A 17,070-nucleotide genomic window follows, 5' to 3' on the forward strand; every position below is an offset into this window, starting at 1 on the left:
TTACAAGCTTATTAGCGGGTTAAAGCCATTAAGGCGGTACCATCCTGCAATCGAAAAACGATCTCGGTTTGTAGGCAATACTTCATGTGGGAAGTCTTCGCTCAGAAACACAGCAATAGTGCCAAAAGTGGGTGCAATGCGCATAAGCTCGGTTGTGCCCTCAGGGTCATATAACACCAGTTCGCCGCCATCACCCGGCATCCAGTCAGGGTTTAAGTATACAACAACCGAAACAACCCTGTTTGCTTCCCCTTTAAAGGCATCCTGGTGTTGAGCATAAAAGCCACCTTCAGGATAATGTGCATAATGGCTTTCAAAGGAAAAAAGGCCTAAAAATAAATGCTTATTCAAATAAGCTTGCAAATTTTCTGCCCAGTCAAGCCATGCTTTTCCAGCTACAGAAGCACCTGTTATCCAGCATATCTGATCGCGGCGAATGTCAGAGTCTACGGTATGGTTTGCGGCGCGGCCAACACCTGCCTCCCTAAACTTAACCGGTGGCATCTCGCCCACTTGCTGCCATAACAATGCAGAAAGCGCAGACGGTAGCGCACCAGGCTGGCAGCTATAGCCCTTATCCTGAATATCATCAGCAATTGATGCAAACAACAGGCACGCGTCGCCAGTGTCAAGCGCGCCCGTGCCCTCAAGAAAAAAATGCTCCATTTTACCCTAAGAAACCCCAAAACAGCGCACGGAAGACCATGCGGCTGGCATATCACTGGTTCCAAGCTATGGAACCATGTTACCGCCTTAATCGCATATAGAAACAGGCTGGTCTATTATTCTTTACTCGCTAATCATGAAAATTATGCCAGTACTGGTCGGGTATAGCCTGTACCTTTTCACTTAGCAGCGGGTTCGCAAGCTCAAAAACATGTTTTGGATGATCGCCAACAAGTTTTTGCGCCTCTTTATAAAAACCCGCCTTCATGAAAATTTCCATGAATTTACCATTCTCATAAAGGCGCTTTAACCCCTGCTCAATGATAGCGGCTCTTACTGTATCGTCTTTCGCTAAATAGAAAAAATGGTCAAATTTGTAATATAATAAAATATTCTTCTCTATCACCAGTCGCTCGGCAAGCGGATCATCTTTTAACATATCAAGTTCAACAGAAACCTCGCTCAGCCCGCGCGGAAAAGCCGTAAAACGGCCATACATAAGCATTGGCCATAAATAGGGGTGGTCACCCGTAAACACTTTAAATCCAGCAGCTTTCAGTATCTTCGTATCAGGCCAGTATGTACCAGACCCCACATCAATATTCTGAATTATATCATCTAGGCTGGAAATGTTTTTTAAAAGATGCAGGTTTTCATCCTTAAGCACCATCATACGGTATCCGAGCAAGCCGCGCGTTAAGGGTATATCCACTTGTGCATAAGATTGCTCCCGCTCTATACTATGACCGGTATAGAGCACATTGATTATGCCGTTCTCTTTTTTAAGCGATCTAAAAGCGCGCTGCTGAGGTATCTGTTCAGGAAAACGGTAAGTTGTCAGGGTGTGATCGCCGTCAGCCTCTTTCAGGGCAGCTTCAAGGAGTGTCGGGAAATACTCATCGTCCCCCAAACGCAAGATAAACTCTTCAGCAAACAAACTACCGGGAAAGCACAGTAATAGAAGGAACACCCTGATCACCAGCAAACGCACATATACCAACACATGCCCAAGCATGATGACCCTTTACTAACGCCACAAACAGATGAAGAAATAACCAGTACGATCTTACTTCATTGCAATATTAATGCCTTAAACTCAATAAGGTCGTCAACCTGTTGCTCCATGTGGAAAAGGTAAACCAGCCCGGACAAGATCATTTTGTTGGCTTAACCGCAATTTTAGTGGTGTTTTTCCATGCGGTGAGAGCAATGGAGGAATTTATTTCGCGTACGCCTTCAATTTGCGACAAGCTATTCCAGAAAAAGTCCTCATAAGCCTGTACATCTTTCACGCGGATTTTAAGGAAAAAATCCACGTCGCCCATCAGGGTATGGCACTCGATCACTTCGGGAAAACTTTTCACCTTGTCAATGAAATGTGGCAAGCTATCGCGGCTGTGAGCCTGCATTTTAACCTGCGCTATCACCATAACGCCAAGCCCAGCCTTTTCCGGATCCAGAATAATAGTATGGCGTTTGATAACACCATCATCTGTTAGTTTTTGGATGCGCCGCCACACAGCGGACCGGCTTGAAGCCACCTTGTCTGCTAAATCATTAAGGGGAATAGTGGCATCATCCTGCAAGATATTCAGGATGCGTGCATCAAGATCGTCTATCATACGGTACTTATTTCCACATTAAAACCATAATATGAAATATTTTCTCACATAAACCTTATTTTGTCAAATTATAGGGAACACATTCCACATTATTGCGGCTATTTTCCTGTCAACAAATAACCAAACGGAGACGACCCATGGTATTAAGAGGTAAAACCCGGACCAGATTTTCAGTGCAGGCTGATTATGAGGTCAGCACACTTTCGCGCGTTCTTGAGCTTTTTAGCGTTCGCGGTGTGCCGTATTATAACATGTCCGCGCGCCAAACAGATAATGGCCAGCAATGGATTGAGCTGGATTGCAGCGATGTGGAAGACCAGAATACAAACCTTTTGATGAATAAAATTCGCCAAATTGTGACCGTAAGGGCTGTGCGCGTTGAAACACTGGTTCTTGCCCACTAACTGCCCCGTTAAGAAAATTGAACTGTTATTCCGCCTCCCCCCATGCGGAATATAAAAAGGCGACCTCGCACAGCCTGCGGTGTCGCCTTTTAATATATACACCGGTTGGCAGGCTATTAGCCGCCGTTTGCTTCCAAATAAGCAAGAAGATCGGTAATTTCCTCTGGTTTCCTGAGGCCAACAAACGCCATTTTCGTGCCCTTAACATAGGTACGCGGTGACTGCAGGTACGCCGCCAAAGTTTCCTCGTTCCAGACAATAGCCGCATCAACCATTGCTTTTGAATATTTATAGCCTTCAACCGTACCGGACGTGCGGCCCATAACACCGTGCAAAGAAGGTCCCATCATCATTTGGCCTTCCTCAAGGGAGTGACATGCCTTGCATTTACGAAAAACCCGTTCGCCTTTTTCCACATCACCGTCTGCCGCTGCGGGCAAAGCAAGATGTGCAACAAAACCAATTGCCACTAACATGCGTGCTAATTTCATCGTCTGTTACCTTTCCAACTCGATAGAGTTATAACATGCGCGGCAAGATAAAGACCCTGCACGCAAGCGTCCAGAAAAAACCTTATGTCGCGACAATTCGACACAAGCTACACCCACAAAGAAGACAAAAAAAAGCCGTAGCAAAGCTACGGCTAAAGAGTTTATGCTGTATAGAAACTCCGGGCATCTTAAGTGGACGGCATACACAGTCAACAGCCTCAAGGCCGCGTCACAAAAAATTCAAGGATTTGAAATATTTAGGGCTGTTATTCGCCAGTTTTATGACAGTTAACAGTCAATTTAGTGTCTTATTTACAACCAATCGCACCAGCAACGGGCAAAGAGGCTGACCAGCCACTTTTTTCGCGCAGAGTCAAGGTACCAGATGGTACCTTCAAACCTTGCCTCAGGCTCTTATCTTTTTCGGCATGAATAGCCAGAGTGATTTCCATATCCCCTGACAAAAAAGATTGCTGCTCGTGGAATGACGCGCCAATCAGCTTCTCTTTTGATCGAAGTTTCAGTGCTGCTCGCTGGCCGTCAAGGATCATAAGTGCGGCATCCTCTGCAGACCGCTGAAAATAAATCAGGGGCGCGTCTTCGCGGCGAAGCCACAAAAACAAGCCACACTCGCCTGCCTGCAATTTCTGCTGTGCAACAATACCAATACGAGAAAGAACTTCATCGTTTCCCAGCGTTTTAGATTCTGCCGCAGCCATGGAAACACTTTGGCTTGGTGCTTTTTTTTCAGCCCCACATGCCGCCAAAAACACCATCAAAACCATTGCAACACTATGTTTCACATCGTTCCCCTATGGTTTCAGGCTAAACTGCAGTGTGCCCTTATACGCCGTGCCGTCATACTGCAAGCCTGCCACTCCGGCAACTGCTCGCATGCCTTCATCTGCCGATATTACTGGTATAACAGTAATATCGGCAGATGCCATACCTTGTTGATTAACACTAACAGGAATTTCAACCCGCATTCCATCATCGCTACCTGCAAGGTCCAGCTTGATGCCCATATCCGTGCAAACACCCATCCCTGAAAGAACAGGCGCATCGCCGCCAAGCTGCCTGAGCATATCTTGCAGAAAAGTGGTTTCAAGCTGGAAACTACCGCTCATACACTCGCCTGTATCACTAAACACCAGTGTTGTTGCCTGAATATGGGTTGTTGGCAAAAAGCGAACACCATACAAACCAATGGCTTTTGAAAACTGCCCCTGTAGTTCGTTCACCGAATATGTACCCCCCGATGAAACAAAGGTTGCCATACCGCGCACATCGCGCCCGTTTACAGTTGCCCGTGTTACTAAATCACCAGCCAACAAAGGCCAAAAGCCTGTTTCCAGCGTGACATTTTCAAGCATAATACCGTTTACGGTCAAAGCACGGGCACGAGCCTGCCATAGGGTGCCTTCAAAAGTGCCAGAAACCTGAGAAATGTTTGAGAAAACAAAGGATGCAGGCGCCTGCAAGACAACAAAAAACACGAACGCCACAAAACCAAGCAACACCAAAAACCAGTTTTTAAGAGGTAGAGAACGCATCATGCTTCTGGCCCAAACTCAACTTGCGCTCTAACCATACCGTCGACGCTGGTTTTGTTCATGGAAACCTTAACAGGGCTGATACTGTGCTTTGCCTCAAGCGCAGCAAGCCAGCGATAAATATTAGGCGCAGCCGCACTGTCCACCCATATGGCAAGCGCACCTTCTTCCCCCGGTTGAATACGGCTAACTTGCACATCAGCATCTCGTGCAGCGAGAGCGATCACAACCCGTGCGGGCTGGTCAGTATCAGCCTTTATTCTTTTAGGTGTAGCTGCTTGCAGTGCCAAAGCTTGATCTGAGCCGGAGATAATATTTTCATACAGAGTTATAGCACGTTCATAATTTTGCTCTGCCTCCTCCTTGTACAAAGTAACGGGGCGCACCACAAAAGCATATAGAAGCACAATAAACGCAAGCCCTGCAGCTATCATCAACAACAGCCGTTCGCGGGCTGATAACATATTCCAATACCCTATCATCTACTTGCTCCCGCATTAAGGTTAAGGGAAATATCTGTCAGGATAACAGGGCCTTCCTGCCGGCTACTACCTTCTGAAAAAGCGATACCAGATGCGTTCATTTTTTGCCTGAATGTATCAGCCTCAGCAAAACTGCTGAAGGCAAGTGTCAAGGTATACTCAGTCCGGCTCTGATCATAGCGCACCCCGTCAAGAGAAGCTCCCTCCACGCCAGATAGCACCTTAAAAAAGGCCGAAGATACAGATAAAAACTGCCCACCCTGCTTTTCTTCTGCATCCTTGATTTTACTGCGCATTTGCGCTTCAAGGTTCACAATGCGTTTCACATCAGGAAAAGCCTTTTTAAACTTTTCTTCCGCCGCCTCGTACAAGACTTCTGCCTTGTCGTTGTAGGATTGCGCCATATAAAATGTACCCGCAGCCCATGTAAAAAAACAAATCATTGCAAGGATGGCAGATCGTTTAAACAAAGGTATAAAAGCAAAAACATTAGTGTGTTTTGCGTAAGGCCCAGTCAGTATATTTGCCTCAGTCTCTAATGCCTTCGCCAAAAACGTCTTCCAAACCTGCTCTGTCAAGGCGGCTGGCAATATCAGGTCGGGCACCATAAGAACTGCAAGATCAGGCTCCCCGCAAAAGCCGCTACCATCTGCCATGCGCACCACTACATTTCCTTCAGGGGTTACTGCCACGGCATGCTCAGCCTGCACAGGCAAAAGGCAATAATCAGGCAAAACCCTGTCGGGTGAAACCCCTATACTATTTGTAAATTCAAGCACGTTATCTAGAAACGACCGCGCAGCAGCAATGATAAATGCCTTCCCGCTCTCTGGTTGCCCGATAAGGGAAAAGTGAGTATCCATTATGGGTGTTGCACACAGATCAGCCATCAGGTTCGGCAGGATTTTCTGCAGTTTAGCTGCCCCAAGTACAGGTACATCAACCACCCAACTAGAAAAGGCCGCTCCTTCACATACCACAATGGTTTTATCGGCCTCTACCGCCCTTTCTGCGACATCCCCTACAGGCACATCTGCAAGCCACACACCCGCCTCAGAAACAAAACCAGTCCGTTTCAGCTCTCTAGCGGAGGCACCTATTTCAAGAAGCAAATATTTACTCATTTCCATACCCCTCTGGTACGGGAAAGTACAAGGCTAGTGCCATCATCCTGCATTCCAATTGTAGAAGCCATGACATAAACTGCATCCTGAAACTGAACTTTTATAGTCGCTAGATAAGCTTGTGGCTTCAGTGTAATGTGCGCCCGTGTTTCCTGTGGAATTATCATACCGTTAAACAGTCGTTCTTTCCAAAACGCAGCCACGCTGGCATACCCCGCACTAGGCCGCTCTGATATCAAAACTGCCGCTTCCGAGAGCGATATTTTACCGCCCATCAAACTAACAAGAAGCGGCGCCTGATAAGGTAGCAAGCTGTTGACCTGCAACGCGCTTGGTGCACTATCAGGACGCACACATAAAAAAGGTTTTATCGCTTCCAGCACTTCGAGGCTGTAGCCTTTTACCAACCTAAGCTCGCTAATATCAGCCATCAGGGTGTTAGCTGCCCGGTATGGGGCCTTGCCAAGCGCATAATCATAATCTTCAGCACCAGCTGGGCTTGGGCGTGTATCTGTATCCAGCCAGTCTTTCAATGTGGCCGTCAAGTGCGCGGCGTGCCCATCCGCAAAGCCTGCAGCAGCCAGAAGGCTCTGATAGCGTATCATGCCGTCTGTCATATCGTTTGTGGGCACCGTATCTACAGGGTTATAGAGAAGGCTGTTCACGTTAAAACAATTGCTGGCATCTGCAAGGGTGCCGGTCACACTGCCACCATCAATCGGGTAGGTTAAGGCCTGTGCGCTATTAAGCCCCATGTAATTTTTTATTGCCTGATCCTGCTGGTTAAGTTTTTCAGCATATATACGAGCTATATTTTCCCCGCCGTATGCATAAAGCCGGGCCTGATCATACATATCGGTGCGTGCCGTTTTCCTGATAGAAAAATTCATCGTATCAAATGCCAACACTGCACCCGCACTCATGGCGGACACAATCACCATCACCATCACAAGGGCTGCGCCTTTATCCGACGTGATAGCGCCCGTCACAGATTGCAGCGTAAGAAGAAAGCGGTTCATCCACGCACCCCCACAGCTAGTAGTGTATGTACCGTGCCTTTACCGCCTAACTGCAATTTCAAGTCAACCAAATCTGGCATGTAACTACCTGCAAGAGAGGCAGGTTGCCAATCTTGCAGCCAAACAGTGTCTTTTTGGAACCGTATTTCAAGAGCCTTCACACCCGTAATAAGCGTTTGATCATGATATACAGAATCTGGTGTTCTATCAGGCTGACTATAGGACCTGCGCACAAGCTGGCCTTCCTTCAGCCAGTATTCAACAAGCTCCAGTGAGGGCAATGATGTACCAGCTTCCATCACCATTTTCCCGCCGCGAACAAAGCGCAGTAAAGGCGTATCACTATTACCTTTTTCACCGCTTTTAAAAGCTGGTTCAGTACCACCGTACACACCGCGCACTGGGCGCACCAAAACGCTGTCCATGTCTTCTTTTAAAACCTGCTGCACCGCCTGCAGCCGTGTTGTTAGCGCATCAGCCACAAACAGGCTTGTTTGGCCCTTCTGGTAGTTGGAATATACACCAACGCCCGCGGCACTTACGGCAGCAAAAACCACCACCGCAACCAGTGTTTCAATAAGGGAAAAGCCTAGTTCACTTTTCACTCTGCCCTCCTGTAGGCGGTACGCTTGACAAGTGTGTGCCCCCCCTCTGCATCCAGAACAGCAATATCAATTACCAATATATCATTTTCAGGCATGAGCCGTACCTGTTCGCGCCACATATACCGGCTGCCAAGTTGGTCTTCTTCGCCGCTTCGGTTGCCGGGTACAGGCAGTGCTGCAGACCCAAGGGCAAGCGCCGTTCTGTTGTCTGCAACAATAGCCGCTAGTGTTTTATCCTGAAGCTGGTGCGTAACCCGAAGTGAACCTGCTTGTCCGTCCAGCAAAGCAACGGCTGTCAGCGCCAGAATAGCTGTTGCTACAAGCATTTCAATTAGGGAAAAACCATTATCCGCCTTCAGGTTCATGCTGTTTAGTCCTGTTTCCAGTTGCCAATATCAGCACTCAGGCCTTCACCACCAAGGCGACCATCAGCCCCATACGAGAAAATATCATACGTGCCGTGCTCACCGGGGTAGAGATACTGGTAATCATTGCCCCATGGGTCATTTGGTAGGTCTTTGATAATACCCTCACTTCTAAGCGACGAGCCTTTAGGAGCCTTTGTCAGCACCTCAACACCTTCTTCAGTAGTAGGATAGCGGCGGGCTTCCATCCGGAACATTTCAACCGCTTGATCAAGGCGGCTAATGTCAACACGGGCCTTGTCTACCATAGCACGGTCGCTGCTTGGCATCACATTGATAACAACAACAGTTGTCAGCAGGCCCATAATAACAATTACGACCATCAGTTCGATTAGGGAAAAACCATCATCTGCACGAGCATTTTTAAGCATCTGCCGCAGTCTTTTCATCATTATGTTTTTCATCTCGTTTCTCCGTTACTTCAAAATCAGGCTGTTCAATTGCAAGATTGGCAGCATGATAGACATAACAATTGTACCAACAACAACACCCATGAGCACAACGATCATAGGTTCTAAAAGGCTTAATGCTTTTTTGGAAAAATCATCAAATTCCCGGTCCAGATAATCTGCAACCCGGCTCAGCATATCTGCAATACGCCCGCTTTTTTCGCCCGCCGCCATCATGTATGACAACATGGGAATAAACATGCCAGACTGCCTGATGGCAGCAGATGCGGCCACCCCTTCACGCACTTCGGCAATAATGCTTTCAAGGGCCTTGTGCATGGGTGCATTCATCACTGTTGCCTTTGAGGCTGTCATGGCCTCCAGAAGCGGGCTTCCGCCATCTACAAGGGTGCCAACTGACCGCGCAAACCGCGCCGTATTAACGGTGCGTATAAGCCTGCCAATAAGCGGTAAGGCCAATAGCACACTATGAATCCTGTATTTAAAATCTGGGCGACGCATCAAAGCAATAAAACCCGCCACACCGCTGACGGCCACAAGCAACAACACGATACCATAATCAACCATAAAGCCAGACACCGCGACAACGATCTGCGTAAGAAGCGGCAAGGCATGGCCGTACCCCTCAAACTGGGTTACCACCTTGGGCACTACAAAAACCATCATGGCACAGATCACACCAAACGCCACAACAGACAGAACCGCAGGATATAGCAGCGCTGTCTGTATTTTAGCACTTATCTCCTCCGACTTTTCCCTGTGGTCCGCAATACGGGAAAGAATACGGCCAATATCACCAGATGCCTCGCCCGCTGCCACCATTGACCTGTATAAACTGTCAAATGTTGCGGGTTCCTGCTCTAGTGCCTGTGACAGTCGCATTCCCTCCATCACGCGGGTGCGCACCCGCATCAGCACACGGCGCACAGCAGGCTTTTCCGACTGCCCGGCAATGGTACTAACCGCCTCTTCAACCGGCGCGCCAGCCTCAAGCAATGTTGCAAGCTGGCGGGTAACCAGTGCCACATCGCGCGAGGATATTTTGTCTGTCATCGCAGCAAAACTAAAGCCCGATTTTTTATCCCGGCCAGACTGTGCAAGCGCCGTGACATAAAGATTGCCATCTTTCAACCGTCGGCGCGCCTCGCGTTCACTTTCTGCCGCGATCACACCGGTTTTTTGTTTGCCCCTGCTATCAAGGGCTTTGTAATCAAACGCCTGCATGTGTAGCCCCTGAAACCCTTGAAACCCGCATCACTTCTTCCACGGTCGTGATGCCTTCTTCAACCAGCTGAGCACCAGACTGCGACAGGGTGCCCCCGTTTTGAAAGGCGTGTTTCTCAATCGCCTGCTCCGAAACGTTTTCCTGTATAAGATGGCGCACTGTGTCATCAACATGCAAAAGCTCATAAATACCGATACGGCCTTTATACCCTGTACCATTGCACGCTGGGCACCCTACAGGCTCCGCAAGACGTTTCGTATCCGTAATACTTAAAAGTGTTGCTACATGGGCCGCGTTACTGTGTGGCTGTTTGCACACGGGGCACAGTTTGCGCACAAGGCGCTGTGCCAACACTCCCTTAACAGTTGATGACATCAAAAACGGCTCTACGCCCATATCTTTCAAGCGTGTAACAGCGGCAGCAGCGCTGTTTGTATGCACTGTCGAAAGCACAAGGTGGCCGGTCAAGCTAGCCTGAATAGCCATTTCAGCCGTTTCCATATCGCGGATTTCACCCACCATCACCACATCAGGATCCTGCCGTAAAATTGCGCGCAGGCCAGATGCGAAAGTCATCCCAACCTTAGAGTTTACCTGCGTTTGGCTCACCCCCGGTACAGCATATTCAACAGGGTCTTCTACCGTCATAATATTGCGGGTTTGGTCGTTTAGCAGCGACAGGCTGGCATAAAGCGTGGTTGTTTTACCAGAGCCTGTTGGCCCGGTTACCAGCAAAATACCGTTAGGTTCTGCAAGCAGGTTCTTCATGCCCCTATAAACCGCATCCGGCATACCAAGGTCAGGCAGGGTTAAATGCGCCTGCGCTGTATCCAGCAACCGAAGAACCACCCGCTCGCCGTGCCTCGAAGGCAATGTTGAAACCCGCACGTCAATTGCTTTTTCGCCGAGTGTCAGGGAAAGCCTGCCATCTTGCGGCAAGCGCTTTTCAGCAATATCAAGCCGTGACATTACCTTGATACGCGAAACAATAAACGGTGCCAACCGCGCAGGCAAACTGGCAACTTCTGCCAGAACACCGTCTATGCGCAACCGTACGGAAAGTGTATGTTCAAATGGTTCCAAATGCACATCAGAGGCACGGGTTTTCACCGCTTCCGCCATCAGGCCATTAATAAGGCGTATAACGGGGGCATCGTCATCATTCGCCAGTAAATCCGCTGTTTGAGGCAACCCTTCCAAGGCGCTGTCCAGCCCTTCAACCGGCAGGTTATCATGCAACGATGCATCAAAACCATCTGCCGCATAAACGGTTGAAAGATGTGCATCAAATTCCTGCTGGCTTTTGTGCACAAGCCTAATAGGCTGGCCTATCACACGTCGCACTTCACGGAGATAAGCTATATCAGCCCCTGCCCGCATGGCGACCAGCGCCGCGCCTTCTTCATAGCCTGCCACGGCAAAACCAAAGTCTTTTGCAAAGCCATATTTTAGAAGTGTGTCTGGTTTTTCTGTCATGGCTGAACCTAATTGTTACCCTGCATATCAGGCGCGGTTCCGCCCATCACTTCCTGTACCAACACATCCAGAGGGATCTGTGATTTAATGCCAGCCTGCTTTGCACGCATATAACCATATTTATGGCCTGTGGCGGCTTTCAGGTCGTCGCTGCTACGCAGAATTGTTGGGCGCAAGAAAATCATCAGATTGGTTTTTGCTGATGATTTGCTATCAGACCGGAAAGCGTGCCCTAATATGGGAATATCTCCCAACAACGGTATTTTATCAGTACGCGTGCTTTCCGTTTGTTCAATAAGGCCGCCGAGTACAACAATTTCGCCGTCTTTCACCCTAACGGTGGTTTGAATTTCGCGCTTATTGGTAATCAACTGTGAAGAGTCTGTGCCCACAGAACCAGCGATAGACGAAATTTCTTGCCTGATAGCGAGCCGGATTTCATCGCCCTCATTTACTTGCGGAGTTACTTCAAGCTGCACACCAACATCCTTCCGCTCAATAGTGCGGAACGGGTTTGTATTTGAACTGCCAAGGGCCTCACCTGTTGTAACCGGGATTTCCTGCCCAGAGAGAAAACGTGCAGGCTCGTTATCCATTGTAACAATCGAAGGTGTTGAAAGGATATTACTGCCGGTATCCTGTTTGAGCGCCGTTAAAACTGCGCCAAAAATAGTGCCGTTATCTGATTGCCCACCAATACCAAGCGCAAAGCCATTTAAGCCTAGCAGAGAATCAACCGCTGTTGCTTTCAGTAAATCAGACGTTGAGGTACTATCAGAATCGCCATCGCTACTACTGCTATCACCGTCCAGAGCAAGCGCGCCAGTAACGGCTAAAATATTGGGTGCTGTATTGGAATAGTTAGCAACGGTGAACGGTATATTGCTCCGATCTCCACCTGCGAGAATATACTGCACACCAAGGTTTTTTGCAGCCCCTTCAGATACTTCAACAACGATAGCTTCTACCAGCACCTGCGCGCGCGGCAGGTCCAGCATGTGAATAACACCCGCGACCTTTTGCTGCATTTCGGAAGATGCATTAATAACCAGCGCATTTGCGCCAGCATACGACGAAATCGTAACATCGCTGTTACCGGGCAATTCTTTACCCGTTGCATCCTTGCGGGAAAGCGATTTTGTGATCGTTTCCAGCATTGGCAAAAGCTTTTCTGCACTGGCATGCTTCAAGTAAATAACCCGCAGGTCGCCGCGTGAGGCATTGCTTTTATCCAGTTCTTTCAAAACAGGTAAAAAGCTATCAATAACGTCGCGGGAGCCTTTTAAAATAAGGGTGTTGCTGCTTTCAAGCGGCAAAGCCGTAAGGGTTAGACGTGCGCTATCTTCAAAGCCCGGCTGTGTTGACAGGCTAAGGGCAATTTCTGCCATTTCTGTGGCGGATGTATTTTCGAGTGTCAAGGTGCGGATAACAGAAGGGTCTGTATCCATAGAGGCTATCAAGTCAGCAATACGGCGCAGGTTTTCTGCATAATCTGTCATGATAACAAGCTGCATACCTTTGCGGGCAAACGTGCGGCCATTTTTATCAATGAACGGCTTTGCGGCTGCTTGCACCGCAAGGGGGTCAGCAAATTTAAGAGTAAACACCCGCGTGACCAACTGGTCACCACGACCACTGGCACCAACAAGCGTAGAATCTTGCCCCGCCACATCATCGGGTACAATTTTAAAGGCGCCACTTGCCGTAGGCACAACAGTAAAGCCATTCACTCGAAGGGCAGATAGAAACGTCTGAAACACACCTTCCGCCGAAACCTGTTCGCTTGAAACAACGTTCACCTTGCCTTTAACACGCGGATCAATAATGAAGGTTCTACCCGTGAGCGCTGCAATATCGTCGATAAACACCCTGATATCGGCATCATTGTAATTCAGCACCTGCCCTTCACTTGCTGCTTGTACAGCACCAGTTTGGAAACTGCTCATTAACAGACATGACAACAAGGCATATTTCATTGATTTGATCATAAATTTCACCACACTACAGGAATGGTTTGAACGCGTTTTTCACCGCGTCGTTCATATGTAAAAGACACGCGGCGAACGCCGTTTAATTCGTCTGCCAGTTCGGTTAGGCGTTCAAAAGAGACAAGGGCAATATCATTAACAGACAAAACAATGTCATCGGGTTCAAGGCTAAGCGCCTGCAAACTGGGATCTGACGCAGCAATACCCACCTGAAAGCCAGCAATACGACCACCTGAATAAGCTGGCGTTAGTGCAAGACCTTGCACTAAGCCCGCTAATTCTGCCCCAGCAACGGAGCGCCCATTAGAGGTTGATAAACCTTGTGGCTGCGGCGTCTTACGCGCAGATGCCGGGTACATATAAACTGTTTCCCGTACACCAGAGCGTGAAATCTCGATCCGGTCATTAAAAATACCGGTTAATGTCACACCCGGTTTGATGGCACCACCCAGTTGCACAAGTTGCTGTGGGTCATCACCCACTTTCAAAATAGCGCTACCGCCACCGTTTTTATCTGTCCTTAGACCAAAGATAGCTATTTTCATGCTGCTTTCTGGCGCGGCCTTGCCGGTAGCTGCTTTTTGCACAATTGTTCTATAAAAAGGATCAAAACCGCTAATGGCAGCAGGCGCTTTAGAATGCAGAGGCACACCCTTTGCGGCATGCGGCACCACCGGCATTTGCCAGTTTTCTTCTGCCTGATACCCCGTTATCCACCCGGCACTAAAATAACCAAGCGCCAAAACCAGTATAATTTCGGTACAAACAACAAGGCCCCTGAGCCACAAGGGAACAGAGGTAAACAGATGTGCAGCTTTAGCTGCGGTCGACGTGTCACTTTTGTGATCTCCGCCGGATGTTTCTTTGTTTCTAATCAGCATTTTTTTTGCTTTATGTGTGGTCAGCCGCCTCAGCGACTGACCAATATTGTTAGTAAATAGTTCTAGAACTTGTAGGTAACACCAACAGCAAAGGTACGACCAAGGTCATACTGCTCAACAATCTGGCCTTCCTGAGTCCACTCAGCTTTGTCGCCCAGAATGTTTTCTGCTTCCATTTTCAGCTCAACAATGTTGCTGCCGATTTCAAGCTCTTTGCGGTACACAAAGTTCAGCATCATTGGCGGCACTTCATATTCATCCTGAACACCGTTGATGCCAACGCCAGACAGGCGCTTGCCAGTATAGTTCAACACCAAAGCGAGAGATTCACCGCGTTCAACATCTTCCCAACCAAACTGTAGGTTACCAAGCCAGTCAGACTGACCTTGCATAGAACGCACAAGATTGGTTGCAGTTGATGCAAAACTAGAGCTTGGGTCGATTATGGTTTCTGAATCGATATACGATCCGTTTGCACGAACATAAACTTCGCGGCTACCAAGCCAATCCCAACCTAACCAGTCCTGAAGTGGCAGGATTTTGTGAACCTCAAGTTCCACACCTTTCAGTTCAGCAGAGTCCGCATTGATATAACCTTGAAGCGGGCCTTCACCAAGAATAGTGAATGTCTCTTCAATCGGATTACTGAACTCTTTGTAGAACAGACCCAGTGTTACAGATTCGCCTGCCGCAAAATACCATTCGAAGCGTGCATCATAGTTATTGATCTCGGTAATTTGCAGGTTCAAGTTACCGCGAACAGTCCGGCGACGCTCGTCATTGATAAACGGAGCAGATGACAGTTCCCGCATATCAGGACGGGTGATTGTCTGGCTGTAAGCAAGACGAAGTTGCATGTTATCAACAAATTCATACGTCAGTGTTGCAGATGGCAGCCAGTATTCTGCGTTCTGCGTTACCACCACGGGTGTATCTGTCGTACGGTCTACAGTGGAGACAATCTGGGTTGAGTTTTCATACCGCATACCAAAGGCGGCCCGCAGCTTGTCTGTTACCTGAACGTCTGCCCCTAAATAGCCTTGCTTGTTTTCAAACGAAGCCGTGAAATAATCTGACGGGTCAAATTTTTCCGCCAGTTCAATGCCACCCGGAGCAATGTTTGCTGGGCCAAAGATAATTTCAGGCACCAGTTCCCTAAGGTCGAAGTTTGCACCTGCAGGGAAGTCAAAGAAGTAGCGAACCACACCGTAGCTGCGTTCTTTATCTTCGTAAGTAAAGCCACCTTTTATATCAACAGCGAAATCACCGATGCTCATTGGCTGGACAAAGTTAAAACCAGCCTCGTATGATTCATCATCAAGAGCACTGTATGATGTTGTATTGGCATCAGACCGTGCAAGTGTGCGGAACACATCGTCGTTATCGTCAAAAACATAGGTGATTTCACGGCGCAGTGGTGCATCGCGGTCTGCTCGTGAATAGTTTACACGCCAGTCAAAATCCATATCCTGAAACATGCCATTATCACCAAACAGGGCGAATGTGTGCTCACCAGAAAGCTGGTTGGTTAAAACCTGACTTTCAGTCCAGTCTATATAGGAAAGCGTCCGCAGTTCATCTTTTTCTGATGCTGTGAAACCTTTCTGGATTAAAGATGTTTTCTTGGATTGACGCAGAACCATACTTGTAAGGTTCAGAGAGTTGTTTGCGTTAATCTCATACCCGAGGGACAGAATGCCATTCAGGTTAATTTCCATCTCTGTCTGACGCGTGCCACAGTCATCACCGGCACCGTCATAGCTGTCACACACTTCTGGAGAGAAGCTATAACGCTCAACAAGGCCAGCATTCGAGGTATTGAAACCCTTTTGAAAACCAAACTGGTTTGTTTGCTCAACATCATAAGTTACAGCTGCAAAAAAGCCCCATGCGCTTTCACTGCCAACATCATAACGGTTACCCCAAAGGAAGTTGAAACTACCACCGGGCAGGTTCTTTTCCTCATCGATAGACCAGATATTTGGCAAAGCTTCGCCTGCGGCTTCAAGTTCAGCAGGTGTCAGGCTCTCAAGCGTTACATCAGCCAGAATTTCTTTTGGAATATTCCGCATGGAACCGCCAAAACCCAGTATTTCTGAGCCAGAACCATCGTAGCTAAGGCCTTTTTTGAAGGTAGATGCTGTATTTACCTTTGTGCCAACACCCAGTTCGAGCACAAATTCGTCAGGAATGGTTTTGGTTCTAAGGTCGATCACACCACCGCCAAAAGACGCCGGGTATTCAGGCGAGTAGGTTTTTTGTACCAGAACATTTTCGATCATTGCAGTCGGGAAAATATCCAGTGGCACAACGCGGCGAAGCGGCTCTGGGCTTGGAATGGAAGATCCATTTAGAAGTGTTGATGAATACCTGTCACCAAGACCCCGTACAAAGACATATTTGCCGCCAACAACAGAGAGACCCGGCACACGCTGTAAGGCAACAGCTACATCGCTGTCACCGGCTTGTGAAAAACTCTCACTATCAAGAATATTGGCAATTTCAGAGGTTGCGCGCTTTTCGTCGGGAATATATCGGCCCTGGACTGTAATTTCTTCAACGTCATTCCGGTCCTGAGCCGCTGTATCCTGTGCGAAAGCCTGCCCCGGCACCAAAAGAACAGTTGAGGCAAGAAGTGCGCTCTTAAATTTATTGTGGTTCATTTTCATTACGGCCACCATCAGCTTTCAAAATTTACG

18 protein-coding genes are annotated in these 17,070 nt (G+C 48.2%); 1 reads left to right on the forward strand and 17 read right to left on the reverse strand.

Annotation, left to right across the window (positions count from 1 at the left end; all coding sequences use genetic code 11):
• The 3 genes from ICL80_RS15140 to ICL80_RS15150 form a co-directional block, all read right to left on the reverse strand.
• Positions 1 to 666, reverse strand: coding sequence for a 2OG-Fe(II) oxygenase (locus ICL80_RS15140; RefSeq protein ID WP_194213566.1), 666 nt, complete (start codon positions 664 to 666; stop codon positions 1 to 3).
• A 130-nt stretch (positions 667 to 796) separates the two neighbouring features.
• Positions 797 to 1,681, reverse strand: a complete 885-nt coding sequence (locus tag ICL80_RS15145) for a hypothetical protein (protein WP_194213567.1) — start codon at positions 1,679 to 1,681, stop codon at positions 797 to 799.
• Positions 1,682 to 1,820: 139 nt separating this feature from the next.
• Positions 1,821 to 2,288, reverse strand: a complete 468-nt coding sequence (locus tag ICL80_RS15150) for an Lrp/AsnC family transcriptional regulator (RefSeq protein WP_194213568.1) — start codon at positions 2,286 to 2,288, stop codon at positions 1,821 to 1,823.
• 137 nt (positions 2,289 to 2,425) lie between these two features.
• Here ICL80_RS15150 and ICL80_RS15155 point away from each other — a divergent pair, with 137 nt between their 5' ends.
• Positions 2,426 to 2,692 (forward strand): ACT domain-containing protein, encoded by a 267-nt coding sequence (locus ICL80_RS15155; RefSeq protein ID WP_194213569.1) that lies wholly within the window; start codon positions 2,426 to 2,428, stop codon positions 2,690 to 2,692.
• A gap of 116 nt (positions 2,693 to 2,808) precedes the next feature.
• Here ICL80_RS15155 and ICL80_RS15160 read toward each other — a convergent pair whose 3' ends face one another.
• The 14 genes from ICL80_RS15160 to ICL80_RS15225 form a co-directional block, all read right to left on the reverse strand.
• Complete coding sequence (locus ICL80_RS15160; protein WP_194213570.1) at positions 2,809 to 3,183, reverse strand: c-type cytochrome; 375 nt, start codon at positions 3,181 to 3,183, stop codon at positions 2,809 to 2,811.
• Positions 3,184 to 3,491: 308 nt separating this feature from the next.
• Entirely contained in the window at positions 3,492 to 3,986 is a 495-nt protein-coding gene (locus ICL80_RS15165) for a hypothetical protein (RefSeq protein ID WP_194213571.1), read from the reverse strand.
• Positions 3,987 to 3,995: 9 nt separating this feature from the next.
• Positions 3,996 to 4,739 carry a type II secretion system protein N gene (gspN, locus tag ICL80_RS15170; RefSeq protein WP_194213572.1) on the reverse strand — a complete coding sequence of 248 codons (744 nt, stop codon included), beginning with the start codon at positions 4,737 to 4,739 and terminating at the stop codon, positions 3,996 to 3,998.
• A complete protein-coding gene (gspM, locus tag ICL80_RS15175; RefSeq protein ID WP_194213573.1) occupies positions 4,736 to 5,218 on the reverse strand; it encodes a type II secretion system protein GspM in 483 nt (160 codons plus the stop codon). Before gspM ends, gspN begins: the two co-directional genes overlap by 4 nt.
• Positions 5,215 to 6,342, reverse strand: a complete 1,128-nt coding sequence (gspL, locus tag ICL80_RS15180; protein WP_194213574.1) for a type II secretion system protein GspL — start codon at positions 6,340 to 6,342, stop codon at positions 5,215 to 5,217. Before gspL ends, gspM begins: the two co-directional genes overlap by 4 nt.
• Entirely contained in the window at positions 6,339 to 7,361 is a 1,023-nt protein-coding gene (gspK, locus tag ICL80_RS15185) for a type II secretion system minor pseudopilin GspK (protein ID WP_194213575.1), read from the reverse strand. The genes gspL and gspK overlap by 4 nt, the downstream gene beginning before the upstream one ends.
• Positions 7,358 to 7,966 carry a type II secretion system minor pseudopilin GspJ gene (gene gspJ / locus ICL80_RS15190; RefSeq protein WP_194213576.1) on the reverse strand — a complete coding sequence of 203 codons (609 nt, stop codon included), beginning with the start codon at positions 7,964 to 7,966 and terminating at the stop codon, positions 7,358 to 7,360. Before gspJ ends, gspK begins: the two co-directional genes overlap by 4 nt.
• Complete coding sequence (gene gspI, locus ICL80_RS15195; protein ID WP_194213577.1) at positions 7,963 to 8,331, reverse strand: type II secretion system minor pseudopilin GspI; 369 nt, start codon at positions 8,329 to 8,331, stop codon at positions 7,963 to 7,965. Before gspI ends, gspJ begins: the two co-directional genes overlap by 4 nt.
• A 5-nt stretch (positions 8,332 to 8,336) precedes the next feature.
• Positions 8,337 to 8,795: a type II secretion system major pseudopilin GspG gene (gene gspG, locus ICL80_RS15200; protein WP_228073597.1), complete on the reverse strand. Its 459-nt coding sequence runs from the start codon at positions 8,793 to 8,795 to the stop codon at positions 8,337 to 8,339.
• A gap of 12 nt (positions 8,796 to 8,807) precedes the next feature.
• Complete coding sequence (gene gspF, locus ICL80_RS15205; RefSeq protein WP_194213578.1) at positions 8,808 to 10,025, reverse strand: type II secretion system inner membrane protein GspF; 1,218 nt, start codon at positions 10,023 to 10,025, stop codon at positions 8,808 to 8,810.
• Positions 10,012 to 11,502 (reverse strand): type II secretion system ATPase GspE, encoded by a 1,491-nt coding sequence (gene gspE, locus ICL80_RS15210; protein WP_194213579.1) that lies wholly within the window; start codon positions 11,500 to 11,502, stop codon positions 10,012 to 10,014. Before gspE ends, gspF begins: the two co-directional genes overlap by 14 nt.
• Before the next feature lie 8 nt (positions 11,503 to 11,510).
• Positions 11,511 to 13,490 (reverse strand): type II secretion system secretin GspD, encoded by a 1,980-nt coding sequence (gene gspD / locus ICL80_RS15215; RefSeq protein WP_194213580.1) that lies wholly within the window; start codon positions 13,488 to 13,490, stop codon positions 11,511 to 11,513.
• 5 nt (positions 13,491 to 13,495) lie between these two features.
• A complete protein-coding gene (locus ICL80_RS15220) occupies positions 13,496 to 14,371 on the reverse strand; it encodes a type II secretion system protein N (protein WP_194213581.1) in 876 nt (291 codons plus the stop codon).
• A gap of 62 nt (positions 14,372 to 14,433) precedes the next feature.
• Positions 14,434 to 17,040, reverse strand: coding sequence for a TonB-dependent receptor domain-containing protein (locus ICL80_RS15225; protein ID WP_194213582.1), 2,607 nt, complete (start codon positions 17,038 to 17,040; stop codon positions 14,434 to 14,436).
• Positions 17,041 to 17,070 lie beyond the last annotated feature (30 nt).

It is taken from the genome of Kordiimonas pumila, assembly GCF_015240255.1.
Taxonomy (GTDB): domain Bacteria; phylum Pseudomonadota; class Alphaproteobacteria; order Sphingomonadales; family Kordiimonadaceae; genus Kordiimonas; species Kordiimonas pumila.

What these genes read in the sequence shown, in the direction of transcription:
- ICL80_RS15140 (WP_194213566.1), bottom strand. Translation starts at nt 666, where the DNA reads ATGGAGCATTTTTTTCTTGAGGGCACGGGCGCGCTTGACACTGGCGAC.
- ICL80_RS15145 (WP_194213567.1), bottom strand. Translation starts at nt 1,681, where the DNA reads ATGCTTGGGCATGTGTTGGTATATGTGCGTTTGCTGGTGATCAGGGTG.
- ICL80_RS15150 (WP_194213568.1), bottom strand. Translation starts at nt 2,288, where the DNA reads ATGATAGACGATCTTGATGCACGCATCCTGAATATCTTGCAGGATGAT.
- ICL80_RS15155 (WP_194213569.1), top strand. Translation starts at nt 2,426, where the DNA reads ATGGTATTAAGAGGTAAAACCCGGACCAGATTTTCAGTGCAGGCTGAT.
- ICL80_RS15160 (WP_194213570.1), bottom strand. Translation starts at nt 3,183, where the DNA reads ATGAAATTAGCACGCATGTTAGTGGCAATTGGTTTTGTTGCACATCTT.
- gspN (WP_194213572.1), bottom strand. Translation starts at nt 4,739, where the DNA reads ATGATGCGTTCTCTACCTCTTAAAAACTGGTTTTTGGTGTTGCTTGGT.
- gspM (WP_194213573.1), bottom strand. Translation starts at nt 5,218, where the DNA reads ATGATAGGGTATTGGAATATGTTATCAGCCCGCGAACGGCTGTTGTTG.
- gspL (WP_194213574.1), bottom strand. Translation starts at nt 6,342, where the DNA reads ATGAGTAAATATTTGCTTCTTGAAATAGGTGCCTCCGCTAGAGAGCTG.
- gspK (WP_194213575.1), bottom strand. Translation starts at nt 7,361, where the DNA reads ATGAACCGCTTTCTTCTTACGCTGCAATCTGTGACGGGCGCTATCACG.
- gspI (WP_194213577.1), bottom strand. Translation starts at nt 8,331, where the DNA reads ATGAACCTGAAGGCGGATAATGGTTTTTCCCTAATTGAAATGCTTGTA.
- gspG (WP_228073597.1), bottom strand. Translation starts at nt 8,795, where the DNA reads ATGAAAAACATAATGATGAAAAGACTGCGGCAGATGCTTAAAAATGCT.
- gspF (WP_194213578.1), bottom strand. Translation starts at nt 10,025, where the DNA reads ATGCAGGCGTTTGATTACAAAGCCCTTGATAGCAGGGGCAAACAAAAA.
- gspE (WP_194213579.1), bottom strand. Translation starts at nt 11,502, where the DNA reads ATGACAGAAAAACCAGACACACTTCTAAAATATGGCTTTGCAAAAGAC.
- gspD (WP_194213580.1), bottom strand. Translation starts at nt 13,490, where the DNA reads ATGATCAAATCAATGAAATATGCCTTGTTGTCATGTCTGTTAATGAGC.
- ICL80_RS15220 (WP_194213581.1), bottom strand. Translation starts at nt 14,371, where the DNA reads ATGCTGATTAGAAACAAAGAAACATCCGGCGGAGATCACAAAAGTGAC.
- ICL80_RS15225 (WP_194213582.1), bottom strand. Translation starts at nt 17,040, where the DNA reads ATGAAAATGAACCACAATAAATTTAAGAGCGCACTTCTTGCCTCAACT.